The following is a 15,866-nucleotide window of genomic DNA, read 5'->3' as shown; positions in this document are numbered from 1 at the left end:
ACTGCAGATGTCCGAAATAGTCGTGGATAAGCAGGAGAGCACGACGATCATCACGCTCAACCGCCCCGAGGCGATGAACTCCATGAGCAGCGGTCTGATCAGCGAACTCACGGCCGCGATGAAGGAGTTCCGGGAGGATGCCGCCCAGCGGGTCGCCATCATCACGGGCGCCGGCGATCGTGCCTTCTGCGCGGGAGCAGACCTGAAGGAGATGGCCTCGAGCGCCGCCTCGGGCGGCGGGTTGCCCGTCTCACCCGGCCCCGACATCGCGGGCATCGCCGCGACGGAGAAGCCGGTCATCGCCGCCGTCAACGGCCTCGCGGTCGCCGGCGGCATGGAACTCTCGCTCTGCTGCGACATCCGCATCGCCACCCCCGAGGCCTGGTTCGGCGTGTTCGAGGTCAAACGCGGCATCCTGGCGGGAATCGCCGTCAACGTCCTCCCCCGGGTGCTCCCCTACGGCGTCGCCGCTGACCTGCTCCTGGCCGCGGAACGCCTGCCCGCCGAGCGCGCCTACGCCCTGGGACTGGTGCAACGGATCGTGCCGCGTGAGGAACTGCTCGACGCGGCCCTCGCCAAGGCGCGGGCGATCGCGCAAAGTTCGCCGGCAGCCGTGTGGGGCAGCAAGCAGGTCCTGAAGTACTGGCGCAACCTGCAGCAGGCGGAACAGCAGGCCTACTACGAGGCGGTGGTCCACCGCGTGCTGCTCTCGGGCGACGTCCTGGAGGGGCCGCGGGCCTTCGCCGAGAAGCGAGAGGCGACGTTCTCGGACGGGTGGCCGAAGGTCCCCGGGTTCTGAGGCGCCGGCTCGGTCGCATCCATCACCGCACGATCACGAGAAGAAGGAGAGAGAATGCCATTCCAGAACCGCAGAGCCGCGGTCGCCGGCGTCTATCAGTCGAAGCAGGGGGATCTGTCCGATCAGATCCAGCCGATCGCCTGGATGGAGGCGGCGAAAGCCGCGTGCGTTGACGCCGGCCTCACGCTCGCCGACATCGACGGCCTGATAGGCGACGGCCCCGAGGGCGTCGGCATCCGCGAACAGCTGCCCGGAGCAGCGTTCGGGTACGACCTGCTCGGGAAGCCGCTGCGCTTCCACGCCCGCAACAGCATCGGAGCCGCCGCCGCGGGCGGCGCGATCAACCTCGCCGCCTACGCGGTGTCGGCCGGGCTCGCCGAGGCGGTTCTCGTCGTCACGGCCGCCGCCGGCCAGGCCGAGGGGTACGCCAGCGCGAATCGCGATGAGGCCATCAAGATGATGGCGATGCTCAGCGGGACCTACGAGTTCATCTACGGAACCACGCGGGTGTCGGACTACGCCCAGCTCGCGACGCGTCACATGCACGAGTTCGGCACGACCCCTGCCCAACTCGCGGAAGTGGCGGTCGCGCAACGCCAGGGCGCCGTGCGCCACCCGCTGTCGTTCCACGGCCACCGCGGCGAGATCACCGTCGACGACGTGGTCAACTCCCGACTGATCGCCGATCCGCTGCACATGCTCGACTGCTGCGCGATCAACCAGGGGGCGGGCGCGTACGTCGTCACGACGCTCGAGCGTGCGCGCGACGGGCGGCACGTTCCGATCGAGCTCCTCGGATACGGCGAGGGACACAGTCACATCGACCCGAACGCCTCGCCATCGCTGGCGGTGTTCCCGGCCGCGAAGGTCGCGGCGGACACGGCGTTCGATCTCGCCGGCGTCGGTCGCGACGACATCGACGTCGCCGGCATCGGCGACCACTTCACGATCAACGTGCTGTTCGGACTCGAGGCGGCGGGCTTCTGCGGCGTGGGCGAGTCCGGTCCCTTCGTCGAGACCGGTGCCCTGCGCCTCGACGGTGCCCTGCCCACCAACACAGCGGGCGGATTCCTGTCGTTCAGCCACGCCGGGATGGCGGGCCTCTTCACCCTCATCGAGGTCGTCGAGCAGCTGCGCGGCGAGGCGGGCGACCGTCAGGTCGCCGGTGCCGAACTCGGCTACGTGAACGGCGTCGGCGGCGCCATGCAGAACAACTACTCCGCGATCCTGGGAAGGGCGTGATCTCATGACCGATGCAACGACAGACAAGCTGCTGCCCACCGGTATCCCCAGCTGGCACATGCCCTACTGGGACTCGCTGCGCGAGCACGCCGTAAAGGTGCAGAAGTGCGCGCAGTGCGGCACGTTCCGCTACATCCCGAAGGAGATCTGCAATCGCTGCTTCTCGGGAGAGTGGACCTGGGAACCGATCGAGGGCACCGGCACCGTTTACACCCACACCACCATCCGGCGGGCCCCCACCCCGGCGTATCAGCCGGACGCGCCCTACACGATCGTGCACGTCACGATGTCCGAGGGCTTCCGCATGATCGGTCGTCTGCACGGGGTCGCCCCCGAGGACGTCCGCATCGACATGCCCGTCCGGGTACGGTACGACGAACTCGGCGACTGGACCGTGCTGAACTTCGAAGTGGCCTGACGCCAACGGTGAAGCGCCCGGGGCCGAGGCCCCGGGCGCTTCACTGCGCATCCGTCACTTCGTGAGGAACGCGCGACTCCCCGGCAGCTCCATGCGGGGCAGACCCAGCTCGTGCTGGGCGATCACCGTGCGGAACACCCCGATGGCACCGCCGTAGGTCTTCGTGCCCTGCGCGTAGCGATACGCGAAGTCCGCCATCCCCCCGTCGGCGGCCTCGTCCTCGAGAAGCGCCTCCGGTCCGATCAGCGAGATCAGCTCGGCGCCGATGCGGTCGAGGGCCTCGGCGCCCAGCACGCGCCCACTGGCGCCGTCGGTCGCGTAGGCCGCTTCCGACAGAGCGATGGCATCCGCCAGGCGATCCACGACGGCGCCGTCCCCGATCGACCCCGTCGCCTCGGCCCAGTCGAGCGCGGCATCCAGCGCGTCCCGCGCCTCGTAGAGGAAGGCCGGCCCCATCGGCAGCGCGTCGAGCCCGTCGTTGACCATTCCGCCCAGGCCGTGCTCCGCGTCGAGGGGACCGCGCAGCACCGACCAGCCGCCGTTGACCTCCCCGAGACGGTGCACATCGGAGATGCGCGCATCGTCGTAGAACATCATGTTGGTGCGCTCACCGCTGAACGTGAAGATCCCCTGCGCCTCCACGCCCGGGATCTTCAGGGGCATGAGGAACATCGTCAGCCCCTTGTGCTTGCCGACGGTGGGGTCGGTGCGGGTGAGCAGGAAGCAGTAGTCCGCCTGGTGACCGTTCGTCGTGAACATCTTGGAGCCCGAGATCGTCCACTCGTCGCCGTCCCGCGTGGCACGCAGCCGGGCACTCGCGACATCGGAGCCGCCCTGGGGTTCGGTGAAGCCGAGCGAGAGGCACACCTCGCCCCGCGCGATCCCGTCCAGCACCTGCTCCCGCAAGGGGCTCTGCCCGTACTGCTCGATGGCCGGGCTCACCAGGCGGATCGTGCTCAACTGACGGGTCGGGGCCTTCGCGCGCTCCAACTCGGCCCGCAGGATCGCCACCTCCGAGCGGTCGAGGCCGGCACCACCCCGTTCGCGGGGAAGCTCGGGCCGGATCCAGCCGCGCGAGCCCAAGGCACGGTAGAACTCGCGGTTGTAGCCGTCGCCCGTACGCCGTTCGGTCTCGCGCACCTCCTCGGTGACGTGCTCGGCGAGGAACGCTCGCACGTCCTCGACGAAGGCCCGATGACGACCGTCCGGGTCGAGAGAGCTGAAATCCATGAGGGTCTCCTGGGTGCTGTGCGGTGGGAACGGATCGGTGCGGAGCTGCGCGTCAGTGCGCGAGAACCGCCGGGTCGGGCGCGAGGGCGCGCGCGGCCCGCCGTGCCGCGAGTTCGCTCTCGACGATGTGGCGTCGTTCGGCGCGCAGATCTCCGCCGGCCAGCGCCCACCCGTGCGCACGGAGGAAGTAGGGGGTGGTGGGCGCCTCGTTGGTGAAGCCCAGTCCCCCCTGCACGTGCGCCGAGACGTTGGTGCCGCGGACCGCGACGTCGTGCGCGTATACGAGCGCGGCGGCCGGAAGGTGGGTCTCGGCGTCGGGCTCGTGGTCGAGGAACCAGGCGGCACGCAGCGCGAGGCTGCGAGCACTCACGGCGCCGATGTGGGCGTCGACGAGCGGGAACGCGACGCCCTGGAGCATCCCCAGGGGCACTCCCATGGTCTCGCGGGTCTTCGTCGACTCGGCCCCCAGCGCGAGGCTCCCCGCCGTGAGGCCGGCGAGCGCGGCCGCCGTCAGCACGTTCCACTCGTCGCGCGCCCGACGGTAGGCCGTCGGTGCATCCGGGGACGCCAGACGCAGGTTCCGCTCCGCCGCCGGATCGACCCAGGCCGAGGGGAGATGCGCGCGGTTGCGGACGCGCGCACGCGGCTCGTCCGCGGAGACGACGACGATGTCCGTGCCGTCGAATCCGACCGTGTACGTGGCGATCGCAGCACCGGCGACGAGACGACGGGCGTCGAGCGACCGCGCCGCGAAGGCGAGGATGGTCTCCCCTGCGGCGGCGGCCGCGATGAGCGGCGCCGCGGCGGGGTCGCCGGTTGCGACGAGGAGCCGGGTCGCGACGACGTGGTCGATGAACGGGATCGGTGCGAGGACGCGCCCCGCTTCCCCGGCGACGAGGGCGAGCGCGAAGACGCCGGCGTCGTCGCCGCCGAGGTGTTCCGGCAGCGCCATGGACGTCACGCCCATCTCGACCGCCCGCTGCCAGAGGTCACGGTCGATGCCCTCGGCCTCCGCCTGCCGGACGGAGTCGGCCGACACGACCGACCCGAAGAAGTCGGCGAACGCCTCTGCGATCGTCTGGTCGTCCTCGTCGAGGGACACGTTGCGACGACGGTGTTCGTAAGGGTTCATGCATTCCTCCGCTTCGTCTTCGGGTTTCAGATGGCGATGCCGACGAGCTTGGTGTCGAGGTATTCGTCGATGCCCTCGTAGCCGCCTTCCCGGCCGAGTCCGCTCGACTTGACACCGCCGAACGGCGCCGCCGCCGAGGTCGGGTTGATGTCGTTGACGCCGACCATGCCGAACTTGAGGCGCTCGGTGACGCGGATCGCGGTCGACAGGTCCCGCGTGTACACGTAGGCCGCGAGCCCGTACTCCGTGTCGTTCGCGCGCCGGATGACCTCGTCCTCGTCGTCGAACGGCGTGACCGCCGCGATGGGGCCGAACGTCTCCTCGACCGAGATGAGCATTTCGGGAGTGACGTCGGCCAGGACGGTGGGGGCGTAGAAGGTCGTACCGGCCATGCCGTCGACCGCGACGCGATCACCGCCGACCAGGACGCGCGCACCCTTGTCCCGCGCGTCGCCCACCTGCTCCTGCATCTTCGCGACCGCGCGCTCATCGATGAGCGGGCCGATCGAGACGCCCTCCTGCTCGCCCTGTCCCACCTTCAGCGCGCGGACCCGCTTCTCCAGGGTTTCGAGGAAGGCGTCGTAGAGGGAGCGGTGGACGTAGATGCGGTTCGGGCTGATGCACGCCTGCCCCGTGTTGAGGAACTTGACCAGTGCCGCCCCCTTCGCGGCGTGTTCGGGATCGGCATCCGGGAAGACGATGAACGGCGCGTGCCCGCCCAGCTCGACGGACACCCTCTTGAGAGTCGGCGCGGCCTTATGCACGAGCATCTTGCCGATCGCGGTCGAGCCGGTGAAGGTGAGTTTGCGCACCTCGGGCGATTCCAGCAGCGCATCGCCGACTTCTGCGGCCCGGCGGCTGGTGACCATGTTGATGACTCCCGCGGGCAGCCCGGCGTCGAGGAAGAGCTTCAGCGTCTCCACGGCGAGCAGCGGCGTCTGCGCCGCCGGCTTGAGGATGGCCGTGCAGCCTGCCGCGACGGCCGGGGCGAGCTTGCGCGTGATCATCGAGATCGGGTAGTTCCACGGGGTGATGGCGGCGACGACTCCGACCGGCTGGCGCATCGTGAGGAAGCGCTGATCCGCGCGCGCCGAGGGAATGGTCACGCCGCTGATGCGCTTGGCCTCCTCGGCGAACCAGGCGAGGAAGTCGCCCGCATAGGTGACCTCGGTGCGCGCCGCGCGCAGGGGCTTGCCCTGCTCGCGCGTGAGCAGACGGGCCAGTTCCTCGTGCCGTTCCTGCAGGAGCCGATGGGCCCGCGTGAGGACGGCCGCGCGCTCATAGGCGGTCGTCCGCGACCACGTCTCGAAGGCGGTGGATGCCGAGGCGATGGCATCCTGCACGTCCTGAGCGTCGCCATCCGACGCGTGACCGATGACGTCCGCCGAGGCGGGGTCGGTCACCGGAAACGTCGCTCCGGATCGCGCGGGCCGCCAGACCCCGTCGATCAGAATGGTCGATGCTTCAATTCCCATGGCAGTTCTCCCAAGTGTGCGCACGTCGCTGTATCGCGTTCCGGTAAGCGATACAGTAACACCGTTTCCAATCCTGAGGAGGATGCCATGTCTGCAATCTGGGTCGCCCGTACTCGCCCACGCACCCCCGGCGACGAGGCGGATCTCATCCGCTTCCTGAACACCACGCACACCGACGAGCTGCACGCCGGCCTCCCGGAACTGGCGGAATACCGCACCTTTCGGCGCCAGGACCCCGACGGTCGCATTCAGCTGGTGTCGATCGGACGCTGCCCGAGCCTCTCCGGTGCGGAGTTGATCGAACGCATGGCCGCCCTCGCACCGGGCCTCACCCAGAGCGCCGCCATGTCGTTCGAGCCGGGCGAGGCCCCGTCCCTCGAGTTCGCCGAAGAGGTGTGAGGCGAGACATGCCCTCGCCGCGCCGCGCCCTCATGACGCACGGCTTCGCGTCCTCGTGGGAACACGGCTGGGTCCAGCACGGATGGCCCGACCTCCTCGCCGAGATCGACATCCTGCCCGTCCCGTTCGGACTTCCCGGTCACGTCGACTCGCCGCTTCCCCCCACCGCCGACATCGAGCTCGTGCGGTCCACCGCGCTGGACGAGGCGGCCGGAGCCGACACGGCGATCGGATTCTCCCTCGGCGCGGCGCTCACGCTGCATCTCGCCGCGCAGGAGCCCGAGCGGTTCGAGAGGATCGTGCTCCTGGGGTTCGGCGACCGCGCCTGGCCGAGGCCGGGCGAGAACGCCCGATTGGCCGATCGCCTCGCCGACCCCGCCCGCGACGACGCGGACATCGCGCAATTGCGCCGGGCGGCGCGGACCGCGGGGAACGACCTCTCGCGCATCGAGGCGTTCTTGCGGCACTTCCCCGGACCTCCACCCCCCAGCCGGCTGCGCGCGATCACGGCCGACGTGCTCATCATCCTGGGCGAGAGGGACGACCTGGGGCCGGCGACCATGGCCGCCACCTCGATGACGAACACCCAGCTGCGACTCCTCCCGGACGTCGACCACTGGCGCACCCCCTCGAGCCCGGCGGCCATGCGTGCCGCGGTGGAATTCCTGTCGTGAGCGCAGCCGCCGGCGGGTATTTATGGTATGCCTTACGGTAAGCAATCTCACACGGTAGTGGCCGAGCGATGGAGCAGTGATGATCGACGCAGATCTCCCCCACGGATTCACGTCCCCGGACGACGTGGCGACCGGACTGCGCGCCACCGGGTACCTCCCCGACGCCGACATCTCGACGACGGTGTTCCTCGCCTCCGCGCTGGAGAAGCCCCTTCTCCTCGAGGGGCCGGCCGGGACGGGGAAGACCGACCTCGCGGCATCCATCGCACGCACGACAGGCGCACGCCTGATCCGCCTGCAGTGCTATCACGGGATCGACGAGGCTCGGGCGCTGTACGAATGGGACTACCGCAAGCAGCTCCTCGCGCTCCAGGCCGCGGGGACGGGACCCGACGCGAGCCTCGACGGGGTCTTCTCGGAGGACTTCCTCCTCTCCCGCCCGCTGCTGGAGGCGGTCAGAGCCGAAGACCGCGTCGTTCTCCTCATCGACGAGGTCGACCAACTCGACATGGAGACGGAAGCGCTGCTGCTGGAGTTCCTCGCCGACTTCCAGGTCACGATCCCCGAACTCGGCACCATGCGCGCGGCGCGGGCCCCGCTCGTCTTCCTCACGTCCAACGACAACCGACGCCTGTCCGACGCTCTCAAGCGCCGCTGCCTCTACCTGCACATCTCGTACCCGGACGCCGAGCGCGAGAGCGAGATCATCCGATCGAGGGTGCCCGGGATCGACGAGCGCCTGTCGATGAAGATCGCCGAGACGGTGGCGATGCTGCGCGGACTCGACCTCAAGAAGCGACCGAGCATCTCCGAGAGCATCGACTGGGCTCGCACACTCCTCCTCCTCGGGGCCACGGACATCGACGAGGACCTGCTCGTCGCGCACGCGAACGTCCTGCTCAAGTACGCGTCCGACATCGATCTGGCGCGAGAGACCCTCGGCGTGCGGACATGATCGATGCGGTGCGGGCGCTCGCCGCCGAACTCCGTCGCGTCAACGTCCCCATCGTCACCAGCGACCTCATCCTGGCCGCCGAGGCGCTCGACGCGATCGATCTGACGCAGCGCGAGACCGTCCGCAGCGCCCTCGCCTCCTGCCTGGCCAAGGGAGCGGAGTACCGGGACACGTTCAACGCTCTCTTCGATCTGTACTTCACCGGGACGCCCGTCGACGGCGCGGGCCTGAGCGCTCTGAGCGACGACGCGCTCCGCGCGGCGACGTCGACCGCCCTGCGTCATGGCAATCGGAGCTTGCTCCGCGAGATCGCCGCAGAGGCGGTGCGGCGGTTCGCGAAGATGGAGCCCGGTCGTGCGGTGGCCGGTACCTATTACATCTTCCGGACGCTGCGCGAACTCCACGTCGAGGAGATCCGCGCCACTCTCACGGCTCCGCGCGACGTGGTCCTGCACGGCGGCATGGCGGGCGTCGCGGATCGGTTGCGCGATGCCCGCGCGGACCGTGCGGTCGCGGAGTTCGAACGCACGGTGGAGAGCGAGGTGCGACGTCGCCTCGTGGCCGATCGCGGAGCGGACGCCGTCGCCGCCGTCCTCCGCGCGCCGCTCCCGACGGATGCCGACTTCCTCACCGCATCGACAGCGACGATCGCGAGAATGAACGAGGTCGTGGAGCCTCTGGCGCGTCGACTCTCGCGGGTGCTGGCCGAACAGTCACCCGCATCGGCGCGGTCTCGTCTCGACGTGCGAGCCACCATCCGCGCGTCGATGTCGACGGGCGGATCTCCGGTGTCGTTGCGTCATCTCCCCCCGGACCCCCTGAGACCGCGCCTGGTGGTTCTGGCGGACGTGTCCGGCTCGGTCGCGGCGTTCGCGGGTTTCGCCCTGCAACTGGCCTTCGCCCTCAAGAGCCGGTTCTCCTCCGTGCGCTCCTTCGTCTTCGTCGACGGCGTGGACGAAGTGACCTCGCTCATCGGACGCGCAGGCTCCATCACCGAGACGACGCGGTTGATCAACACCCGCGGCCTGGGCGTCTGGGGGGACGGGCACTCCGACTACGGCAACGTCCTCGCGACCTTCTCGGGACGCCATCTGGATGCCATCGACTTCCGGACGACCGTCCTCATCCTCGGGGACGCGCGGACCAACTACCGCGACCCGAGGCTGGACGTGGTCGAGGAGATCTGCCGCGTCGCCTCCCGCGTCTACTGGCTCAATCCCGAGCGACGGGCGCTGTGGAGCGACGGGGATTCCGCGATGTCGGAGTACGCACCGCTCGTCACCGCCGCGGTGGAATGCCGCACGGTGCGGCAGTTGGAAAGTTTTGTCGAGACGCTGAAATGAGCGACGGAGGAACCGAACGATGACCGATCAGACCATCAGGATCGCGGAGCCGCGGGTCGACCTCCCGTTCGACGGCGCCTGGCGATCGACCGATCCTCTCGGCTTCCCCGGCTACCTCCCACCGGCCACCTCCGATGAGTCCATCCGCGCCGGAATCGTCCACGCTCCGCTGGGCGACTACGTCCTCATCGAGTGCGACTTCCATCGGATGGGCGGAACCATGGGCGTGGTCGCGGGCGAATCCACCGCAGCGGCATTCCTGCGCGCGGCGGACCTCCGCCTCCCGGTCGCGGCCATCATCAGCTCCGGCGGAGCACGCCTGCAGGAGGGCGTCCTGGCGCTGATGCAGATGGGACGGACCACGGAAGCGGTGGCGGTGCATCGACGGGCCGGTCTCCGCTCCGCCGCCGCCTTCCGCAGCCCGAGCACGGGCGGCGTCTTCGCATCGTGGGGGAACGCCGTCGACATGCGCGCCGTCGCGCCGGGAGCCGTGATCGGCTTCGGCGGCCCGCGCGTCGTGGAGGTCGTCACGGGAGAGCGTCCGGATGCCACGTCGCACAACGCCGAGGCCGCCTACCACGACGGCAACGTGGACGCCCTCGTTCCCGAGGAGCAGCAGCAGGAGTGGCTCGAGTGCGCGATCGGCGTCCGTCACGCACCCGAACCGCTGCGGCTGGCCCGCCCGACCGCGCCGCGCCCGTCCGCCACACCCTGGGAGGCAGTCCTGGCGGTCCGCACGGCAGAGCACCCAAGCGGCATGGATTGGGTGAGCTGGCTCGCGGACGAATGGATGGAGCTGCGCGGAGCGGGTCGTTGCTTCCGTGCGGGGATCGCGCGCATCGGCGGTATCGAGACGGCCGTGGTCGCGATGCAGCGCGACAAGACCGGACGACGGAACGCGGGCCCGGTGCCCGCGGACTTCCGGCTCGCGCAGAGAACCATCCGGCTGGCCGATCGCGTCGGACTCCCGGTGCTGACCGTGATCGACACTCCCGGCGCCGACCCCTCCCCCGCCTCGGAGACGGAGGGGCTCGCGCGCGAAATCTCCCACACCCTCGTGGCTCTGAGCGACCTGTCGACCCCCAGCGTCGGACTGTGCGTGGGCGAGGGCGGGAGCGGCGGGGCGATGGGGCTCGCCTGGACCGACACCCTGCTGTTGAGCGAGGGATCGGTCTTCTCGGTCATCGGCCCCGAACCCGGCGCGGCCGTGCTCTACCGGGACGCGGCGCGTGCACCGGAATTGGCGACCGCCTTCCGTTTGCGCGCGGAGGACGTGGTGGCGACGGGCTTCGCCGATGCGATCGTCCCGAACGATGTGGATGCCACGCGGGCCGCCGTCGTCGACGCGCTCCGGCTCGAGAACGCCGGTCGGCGCGTGGTGCGGGCGGATGCCGCAAGCCGCGCCGCGATGCGGATCGGCTGACGCCCGAGTCGACCCCGCGCCTCATCGTCGCCGCTCGGCGGGCGAGGCGGCGGGGTCTCTTCGCGGGCCCTCGGGAACGACGCGCGTGCGAGCGTCCGCCGCGACGACCCGCCGGGGTCAGCGTCCGACGCGACCGAACAGGGATGCCACCTGCGTGGTGACGACCGGACGCAACGCCACAGCGGCGCCGACGATGGCGACCATTCCTATCGCGAACACCGTGAAGCCGGCCCAGCTGCCGTCGTCCTGCGTGCCCCAGTACATGTGATTCAGGTTGCGCAGCGCACCGGTGGCGAACACGAGGAAGACGTGGACGAGGACGAAGAGGACGAAGTAGAGCATCACGGGGAAGTGGACCTTTCGAGCCACCTCGACGGGGAAGATCCGGCTGAGACGCTCGGCGCGAGCCGGCCACAGGGCCGACATCCGCAGACCCGTGATCGCCGCGAGCGGGGCAGCGAGGAAGATCGTCGTGAAGTAGGCCAGCACCTGGAGCGCGTTGTAGTTGACCCAGCCGTCCTCGGTCGGCCACGACAAGGACACGTACTGCAGCGCCGAGGACACCGCGTTGGGAAGGAACTCCCACGAGAACGGAACGACGCGGATCCACTGCCCCGTGCTGAACAACAGGACCACGAACACGATGCCGTTCGCGAGCCAGAACATGTCGAGGAAGACGTGGATGAATTGCTCGATGGGGATCTTCCGTCCGCCGCGACGCGACTGCCAGGATGCCATCGGGCGAGACGTCCGGCGAATGGTCCAGCCCGTCTTGATGACGAGGACCATGAAGAAGGCGTTGAGCCAGTGCTGCCACATCACCCAGGCGGGGAAGCCCTCGGGAGCCCACGCGGGAAGGGGGACCTCGCCGGGGTAGCGCGCGACGAAGTCGCGGCCCGCGGGCGTGCCCCAGAGCAGCACCCGCACGATGAGGACGACGCTGGCCACCAGGACGACGGCGAGCGTGCCGCCGACGATGACCGCGGTCACGGCATCCACCCCGAAGATCCGCCGCCGAGCCGGGCGGACCTCTCGTTCGGCGGCGGCGGGCACGGGTGGGGCCGCGCGGCGATCCTCACGCGGGGCGGGGACGCTCGGCTGTGGATCCGTGTGATCGACCGCGGGCGACTCCTGGAGAGCGCCGCCGGCCGCGGCGATCCACCCCGGCACAGCGGCCTCGAGGAGAGTCCCGGCCGGCGGCCACCCCTCCGCGCCGAGCTGCCGCGGCAGACCGCGACGAGCGGAGGAACGGCGAAGAGTGCGGGCGACCGCCGCGTCGGCATCCCTCCGGGGCGGGGTCGAGGCCGCCCCCGCCGACGCGGCCCGCGCCGACACCACCGGCGGTCGGACGTCGGCCGCGGGCCACGGCGCACCCCCGGACGTCCGGGGCAGGCCACGGCGCACCCGCGGCGCGTCCGCGATCGTCGGCGCGGACCCGGCGGACACGGCCGGGGACGCGGAGGCATCGCTCCCGCCGGGGAGGACGACGGCGACTTCGAGACGATCTGCTGGCCAGGGGTCGCCGCCCGGCGTCCGCGGAAGGCCCCGTCGGACGGGAACCGAATGCGCCACCATCACCGCTGCTTCAGGGTCTCGATCGCCTGCGGGACGATGGTGAACAGGTCACCGACGACACCGAAGTCCGCGATCGCGAAGATGGGAGCGTCCGCGTCCTTGTTGATCGCGACGATGCGCTTGGATGCCTGCATCCCGGCGCGATGCTGGATCGCCCCCGAGATGCCGACCGCGACATAGAGCTCCGGGGTCACCGTCACGCCGGTCTGTCCGACCTGGTGGGCGTAGGGGATGTACCCCGAGTCCACGGCGGCGCGGGAGGCGCCGACGGCCGCGCCCAGCGCGTCGGCCAGCTCTTCGACGAGAGCGAACTTCTCCTTCGACGCGAGCCCTCGGCCCCCGGAGACGACCTTCTTCGCCCGGCGGAGATCGGGGCGGGAACTGCTGATCTCGGCGAGGACGAACGCGTCCGCGCGTGCCGACCGACGCGCCGACGGCTCGATCGACAGCGTGTGCACGGTGGGTGAGTCCACCGCGACCGCGCGCTCGTCCACGGCGCCCTGACGGAGCGTGATGACGGGAGCGCCGGCGGTGGCTGCGGCATCCACCAGGTAGTTGCTCCCGAAGACGGAGTGGTGCGCGATGATGCCTTCTTCATCCACGCCGACCCCCACGGTGTCGATGAGCAGGGCCCGATGAGTCCGCACGGCGAAGCGCGCGGCGGCCTCCCGCCCGTCGATCGAATGCGCGACGAGAACGGCCGCCGGGACGACGAGCCCCTCGGCGGCGGCGAGGGCGTCCACCAGAGGGGTGACGACGCTTCCCTCCGGGATCGACACGCGGATCACCTGCGCGGCGCCCGCGGCGCCCGCGGCCGCGGTCAGCGCGTCCGCATCCGCCCCCGGAGGCACGGGAACAACGGCGACGGGTTCGCCGATCGTGGCGGCCGCGCCCAGAACTTCGGCGGCACTCGGGGCGAGCACGCCCGCGGGAGTCACGTCGAGAAGGGCGAGGATCGGTTCGGCATTCATCGGCGCACTCCTCAGACGAGCTTCTCGGCGATCAGGTATTCGGCGAGGCGACGTCCGCCCTCGCCGTCGTCGGTGATCGTGGTCCCCGCCGCCCGCGGGGGACGCGCCGCAGCGGAGATCACGATGGCCCGCGGCGCGCGCGCACCCTCGGTGTCGGCGCCCAGTTCCTCCGCGCCCAGTCGGGTGAGCGGCTTCTTCTTCGCCGCCATGATGCCCTTGAAGGCGGGAAAGCGAGGGTCCGGCAGAGCGTCCGTGATGCTCGCGACGGCGGGAAGCTCCGCCGCGAGTCGGACCGTACCGCTCTCCGTCATCCGCGTACCGCTCACCATGTCGCCGGCGATCTCGATCTCGGAGAGGTTCGTCAGGTGCGGCAGCTCCAGGTGCTCGGCGAGCATCGCCCCCAGAACACCTCCGCCGCCGTCGGTGGAGACGTTGCCGGTGAGGACGAGGTCGGGGCTCTCGCGCCGAACGGCAGCCGCCAGGACTTCCGCGGTCAGGGTCAGATCGGCGCCGACCAGGCCGTCGTCGCTGATGAGCACCGCGCTGTCGGCTCCCATGGCCAGCGCCTTCCGCACCGCCGTCTCGGCGCTCGCCGGGCCCATGCAGATCACCGTCACGGTCGATCCCTCGCTCGCCGCCTGCAGGGTGAGCGCCGCCTCGACGGCCCGTTCGCCGATCTCATCGGCGACGCGCTCGCTGCCTTCGCGGTCGACGAGTCCGGTCTCCAGGGAGATCCGGCGGTCACCGTAGGTGTCCGGCACCTCTTTGATCAGCACGACGATGTGCACGTGGCGTCCTCTCCTCGACGTCGGCGTCACCGCCGACCGACATACTGAGAGTATTACCGTATCTAATTCAGGTCAATCGGAGCACGCGCGACGACCGTGTCTCCTCGCGACGAACCGCAGCGACGCGGAGGGATCACTCCGGCCCCCGCTCGACCATCCCGCGGGCGGCGGCCGCGAGACGCGTGAGCAGGTGGGCGGCGCGGCGGGCATCGGCATCCGACCAGTCCGCGGTGAGGCGCGCGATCAGGTCGTCCCCGACGCGGTACAGCTCTCGCGCGACGACGCGCCCCTCCCCCGTCAACCCGACGAGGCTCGCTCGCGCGTCGACCGGGTCGGGGACCACCTCGATGAAGCCGCGGTCCGTCAGACGCGCGATCGCCTTGCTGATGCTCGGCGCGCCGATACCCATCACCCGCGCAAGGACTCCCGGTCGCACCCGGCCGCGGAATCCGAGCTCCCACAGCACGCGACCGTCCGTCCCGCCCAGGCCGTCCAGCGCGTCGTTGCTGAGACGGGAACGGAACTCCGCGGCGCTCCAGAGTTCGACCAGCGTCGCCAGCGGGAGGGCGATCGGATTGCGGTAGCCCAGGTCACCGGCATCCTCGATATTCGCGCTCACGGGATCACGCTACCGGGCGTACTGTTTCCTGCAGATAGTTTCCAAAGGAAAGGAAATTCCATGTCATTCGATGGCAAAGTCGCGATCGTCACGGGTGGGGCCTCGGGGATCGGTGAAGCGACGGCGAAGCTGCTGGCCGCGAAGGGCGCGCACGTCCTCATCGCGGATGTGACGGATGCCGCGGGCGCGCGGGTCGTCGGCGAGATCGAGGCGGCGGGCGGATCCGCGCGCTTCCGACACGTCGACGTGTCGCGACCGGGCGATGCCCACGAGATGGTCGCCGAGGCGGTCGCGACGTGGGGCGGCCTGCACTACGCCGCCAATGTCGCGGGCATCGGTCAGGTTCCCTCCCGCCTCCACGACATGGAGGAGGGCACGTGGGATCTCATCATGAACATCGACCTCAAGGGCATGTGGCGCTGCATGGTGGCCGAGATCGAGCACTTCCTCACCAGCGGCGGCGGGGCGATCGTGAACGTCGCGTCCGGCGCGGGGATGCGCGCGACCGTCGGGCAACCGGCCTACGGCATCGCGAAGGCGGGTGTGATCCAGATGACCCGCCAGGGCGCGCTCGAGTACGCCAAGGACGGCATCCGGGTGAACTCCGTCGCCCCCGGCCTCATCGACACGCCCGCCGTGAAGGCGCTGCCGGACGACATCCGCGCCATGTACGCCGCGGGACAGCCCGGCGGACGCATGGGCGAACCCGAGGAGATCGCGGCCACGATCGCGTGGCTCCTCTCCGACGAGGCGTCCTTCGTCTCGGGCCTGAACCACCTGACGGACGGCGGCTGGTTCCAGATGTCGCCGGCGTAGCGCCCAC

The 15,866-nt window shown here is 70.3% G+C and carries 16 protein-coding genes; 9 read left to right on the top strand and 7 right to left on the bottom strand.

Going from position 1 to position 15,866, the window contains the following annotated elements:
* Positions 1 to 22 precede the first annotated feature (22 nt).
* Genes RKD05_RS11715 through RKD05_RS11705 form a run of 3 tightly spaced genes read left to right on the top strand, consistent with a single transcriptional unit; the run spans position 23 to position 2,459 of the window.
* On the top strand, positions 23 to 799 hold the full coding sequence (locus RKD05_RS11715; protein WP_424710208.1) for an enoyl-CoA hydratase/isomerase family protein: 777 nt from the start codon (positions 23 to 25) through the stop codon (positions 797 to 799).
* Positions 800 to 853: 54 nt separating this feature from the next.
* Positions 854 to 2,041, top strand: coding sequence for a thiolase C-terminal domain-containing protein (locus tag RKD05_RS11710; RefSeq protein WP_424710207.1), 1,188 nt, complete (start codon positions 854 to 856; stop codon positions 2,039 to 2,041).
* Positions 2,042 to 2,045: 4 nt separating this feature from the next.
* A complete protein-coding gene (locus tag RKD05_RS11705) occupies positions 2,046 to 2,459 on the top strand; it encodes a Zn-ribbon domain-containing OB-fold protein (protein ID WP_424710205.1) in 414 nt (137 codons plus the stop codon).
* Positions 2,460 to 2,513: 54 nt separating this feature from the next.
* Here the strand turns inward: RKD05_RS11705 and RKD05_RS11700 are convergent, their stop codons facing one another.
* Genes RKD05_RS11700 through RKD05_RS11690 form a run of 3 tightly spaced genes read right to left on the bottom strand, consistent with a single transcriptional unit; the run spans position 2,514 to position 6,296 of the window.
* Entirely contained in the window at positions 2,514 to 3,689 is a 1,176-nt protein-coding gene (locus RKD05_RS11700) for an acyl-CoA dehydrogenase family protein (RefSeq protein ID WP_424710203.1), read from the bottom strand.
* Between the two features lie 52 nt (positions 3,690 to 3,741).
* Positions 3,742 to 4,821 (bottom strand): acyl-CoA dehydrogenase family protein, encoded by a 1,080-nt coding sequence (locus RKD05_RS11695; protein WP_424710202.1) that lies wholly within the window; start codon positions 4,819 to 4,821, stop codon positions 3,742 to 3,744.
* Between the two features lie 26 nt (positions 4,822 to 4,847).
* On the bottom strand, positions 4,848 to 6,296 hold the full coding sequence (locus RKD05_RS11690) for an NAD-dependent succinate-semialdehyde dehydrogenase (protein ID WP_424710200.1): 1,449 nt from the start codon (positions 6,294 to 6,296) through the stop codon (positions 4,848 to 4,850).
* 87 nt (positions 6,297 to 6,383) lie between these two features.
* Here RKD05_RS11690 and RKD05_RS11685 point away from each other — a divergent pair, with 87 nt between their 5' ends.
* The 5 genes from RKD05_RS11685 to RKD05_RS11665 all read left to right on the top strand — a co-directional run bounded on the left by RKD05_RS11685 (position 6,384) and on the right by RKD05_RS11665 (position 11,090).
* Positions 6,384 to 6,695 carry a hypothetical protein gene (locus RKD05_RS11685; RefSeq protein WP_424710199.1) on the top strand — a complete coding sequence of 104 codons (312 nt, stop codon included), beginning with the start codon at positions 6,384 to 6,386 and terminating at the stop codon, positions 6,693 to 6,695.
* An 8-nt stretch (positions 6,696 to 6,703) separates the two neighbouring features.
* On the top strand, positions 6,704 to 7,369 hold the full coding sequence (locus tag RKD05_RS11680) for an alpha/beta fold hydrolase (protein WP_424710197.1): 666 nt from the start codon (positions 6,704 to 6,706) through the stop codon (positions 7,367 to 7,369).
* Positions 7,370 to 7,448: 79 nt separating this feature from the next.
* Positions 7,449 to 8,324 (top strand): AAA family ATPase, encoded by an 876-nt coding sequence (locus RKD05_RS11675; RefSeq protein ID WP_424710196.1) that lies wholly within the window; start codon positions 7,449 to 7,451, stop codon positions 8,322 to 8,324.
* Positions 8,321 to 9,667 carry a VWA domain-containing protein gene (locus RKD05_RS11670; protein ID WP_424710195.1) on the top strand — a complete coding sequence of 449 codons (1,347 nt, stop codon included), beginning with the start codon at positions 8,321 to 8,323 and terminating at the stop codon, positions 9,665 to 9,667. The genes RKD05_RS11675 and RKD05_RS11670 overlap by 4 nt, the downstream gene beginning before the upstream one ends.
* A 19-nt stretch (positions 9,668 to 9,686) precedes the next feature.
* The gene (locus RKD05_RS11665) at positions 9,687 to 11,090 is read left to right on the top strand and encodes a carboxyl transferase domain-containing protein (RefSeq protein ID WP_424710193.1); all 1,404 of its coding nucleotides are present in this window, start codon (positions 9,687 to 9,689) and stop codon (positions 11,088 to 11,090) included.
* 117 nt (positions 11,091 to 11,207) lie between these two features.
* On the opposite strand, the gene RKD05_RS11660 is transcribed toward RKD05_RS11665, so the two are convergent.
* The 4 genes from RKD05_RS11660 to RKD05_RS11645 all read right to left on the bottom strand — a co-directional run bounded on the left by RKD05_RS11660 (position 11,208) and on the right by RKD05_RS11645 (position 15,043).
* Positions 11,208 to 12,536: a cytochrome b/b6 domain-containing protein gene (locus RKD05_RS11660; RefSeq protein WP_424710192.1), complete on the bottom strand. Its 1,329-nt coding sequence runs from the start codon at positions 12,534 to 12,536 to the stop codon at positions 11,208 to 11,210.
* Between the two features lie 128 nt (positions 12,537 to 12,664).
* Entirely contained in the window at positions 12,665 to 13,636 is a 972-nt protein-coding gene (locus RKD05_RS11655; RefSeq protein WP_424710190.1) for an electron transfer flavoprotein subunit alpha/FixB family protein, read from the bottom strand.
* Between the two features lie 11 nt (positions 13,637 to 13,647).
* Positions 13,648 to 14,424 (bottom strand): electron transfer flavoprotein subunit beta/FixA family protein, encoded by a 777-nt coding sequence (locus RKD05_RS11650; protein ID WP_424710189.1) that lies wholly within the window; start codon positions 14,422 to 14,424, stop codon positions 13,648 to 13,650.
* A gap of 133 nt (positions 14,425 to 14,557) precedes the next feature.
* Positions 14,558 to 15,043 (bottom strand): MarR family winged helix-turn-helix transcriptional regulator, encoded by a 486-nt coding sequence (locus RKD05_RS11645; RefSeq protein ID WP_424710187.1) that lies wholly within the window; start codon positions 15,041 to 15,043, stop codon positions 14,558 to 14,560.
* Positions 15,044 to 15,103: 60 nt separating this feature from the next.
* Here RKD05_RS11645 and RKD05_RS11640 point away from each other — a divergent pair, with 60 nt between their 5' ends.
* Positions 15,104 to 15,859 carry an SDR family NAD(P)-dependent oxidoreductase gene (locus RKD05_RS11640; protein WP_424710186.1) on the top strand — a complete coding sequence of 252 codons (756 nt, stop codon included), beginning with the start codon at positions 15,104 to 15,106 and terminating at the stop codon, positions 15,857 to 15,859.
* The last annotated feature ends 7 nt before the right edge of the window (positions 15,860 to 15,866 follow it).

This window comes from Microbacterium sp. SLBN-111 (assembly GCF_049739645.1).
Taxonomy (GTDB): Bacteria; Actinomycetota; Actinomycetes; order Actinomycetales; family Microbacteriaceae; genus Microbacterium.
Note: the sequence above shows the minus strand (reverse complement) of the source record. Positions and strands in the feature narration are given on the sequence as shown.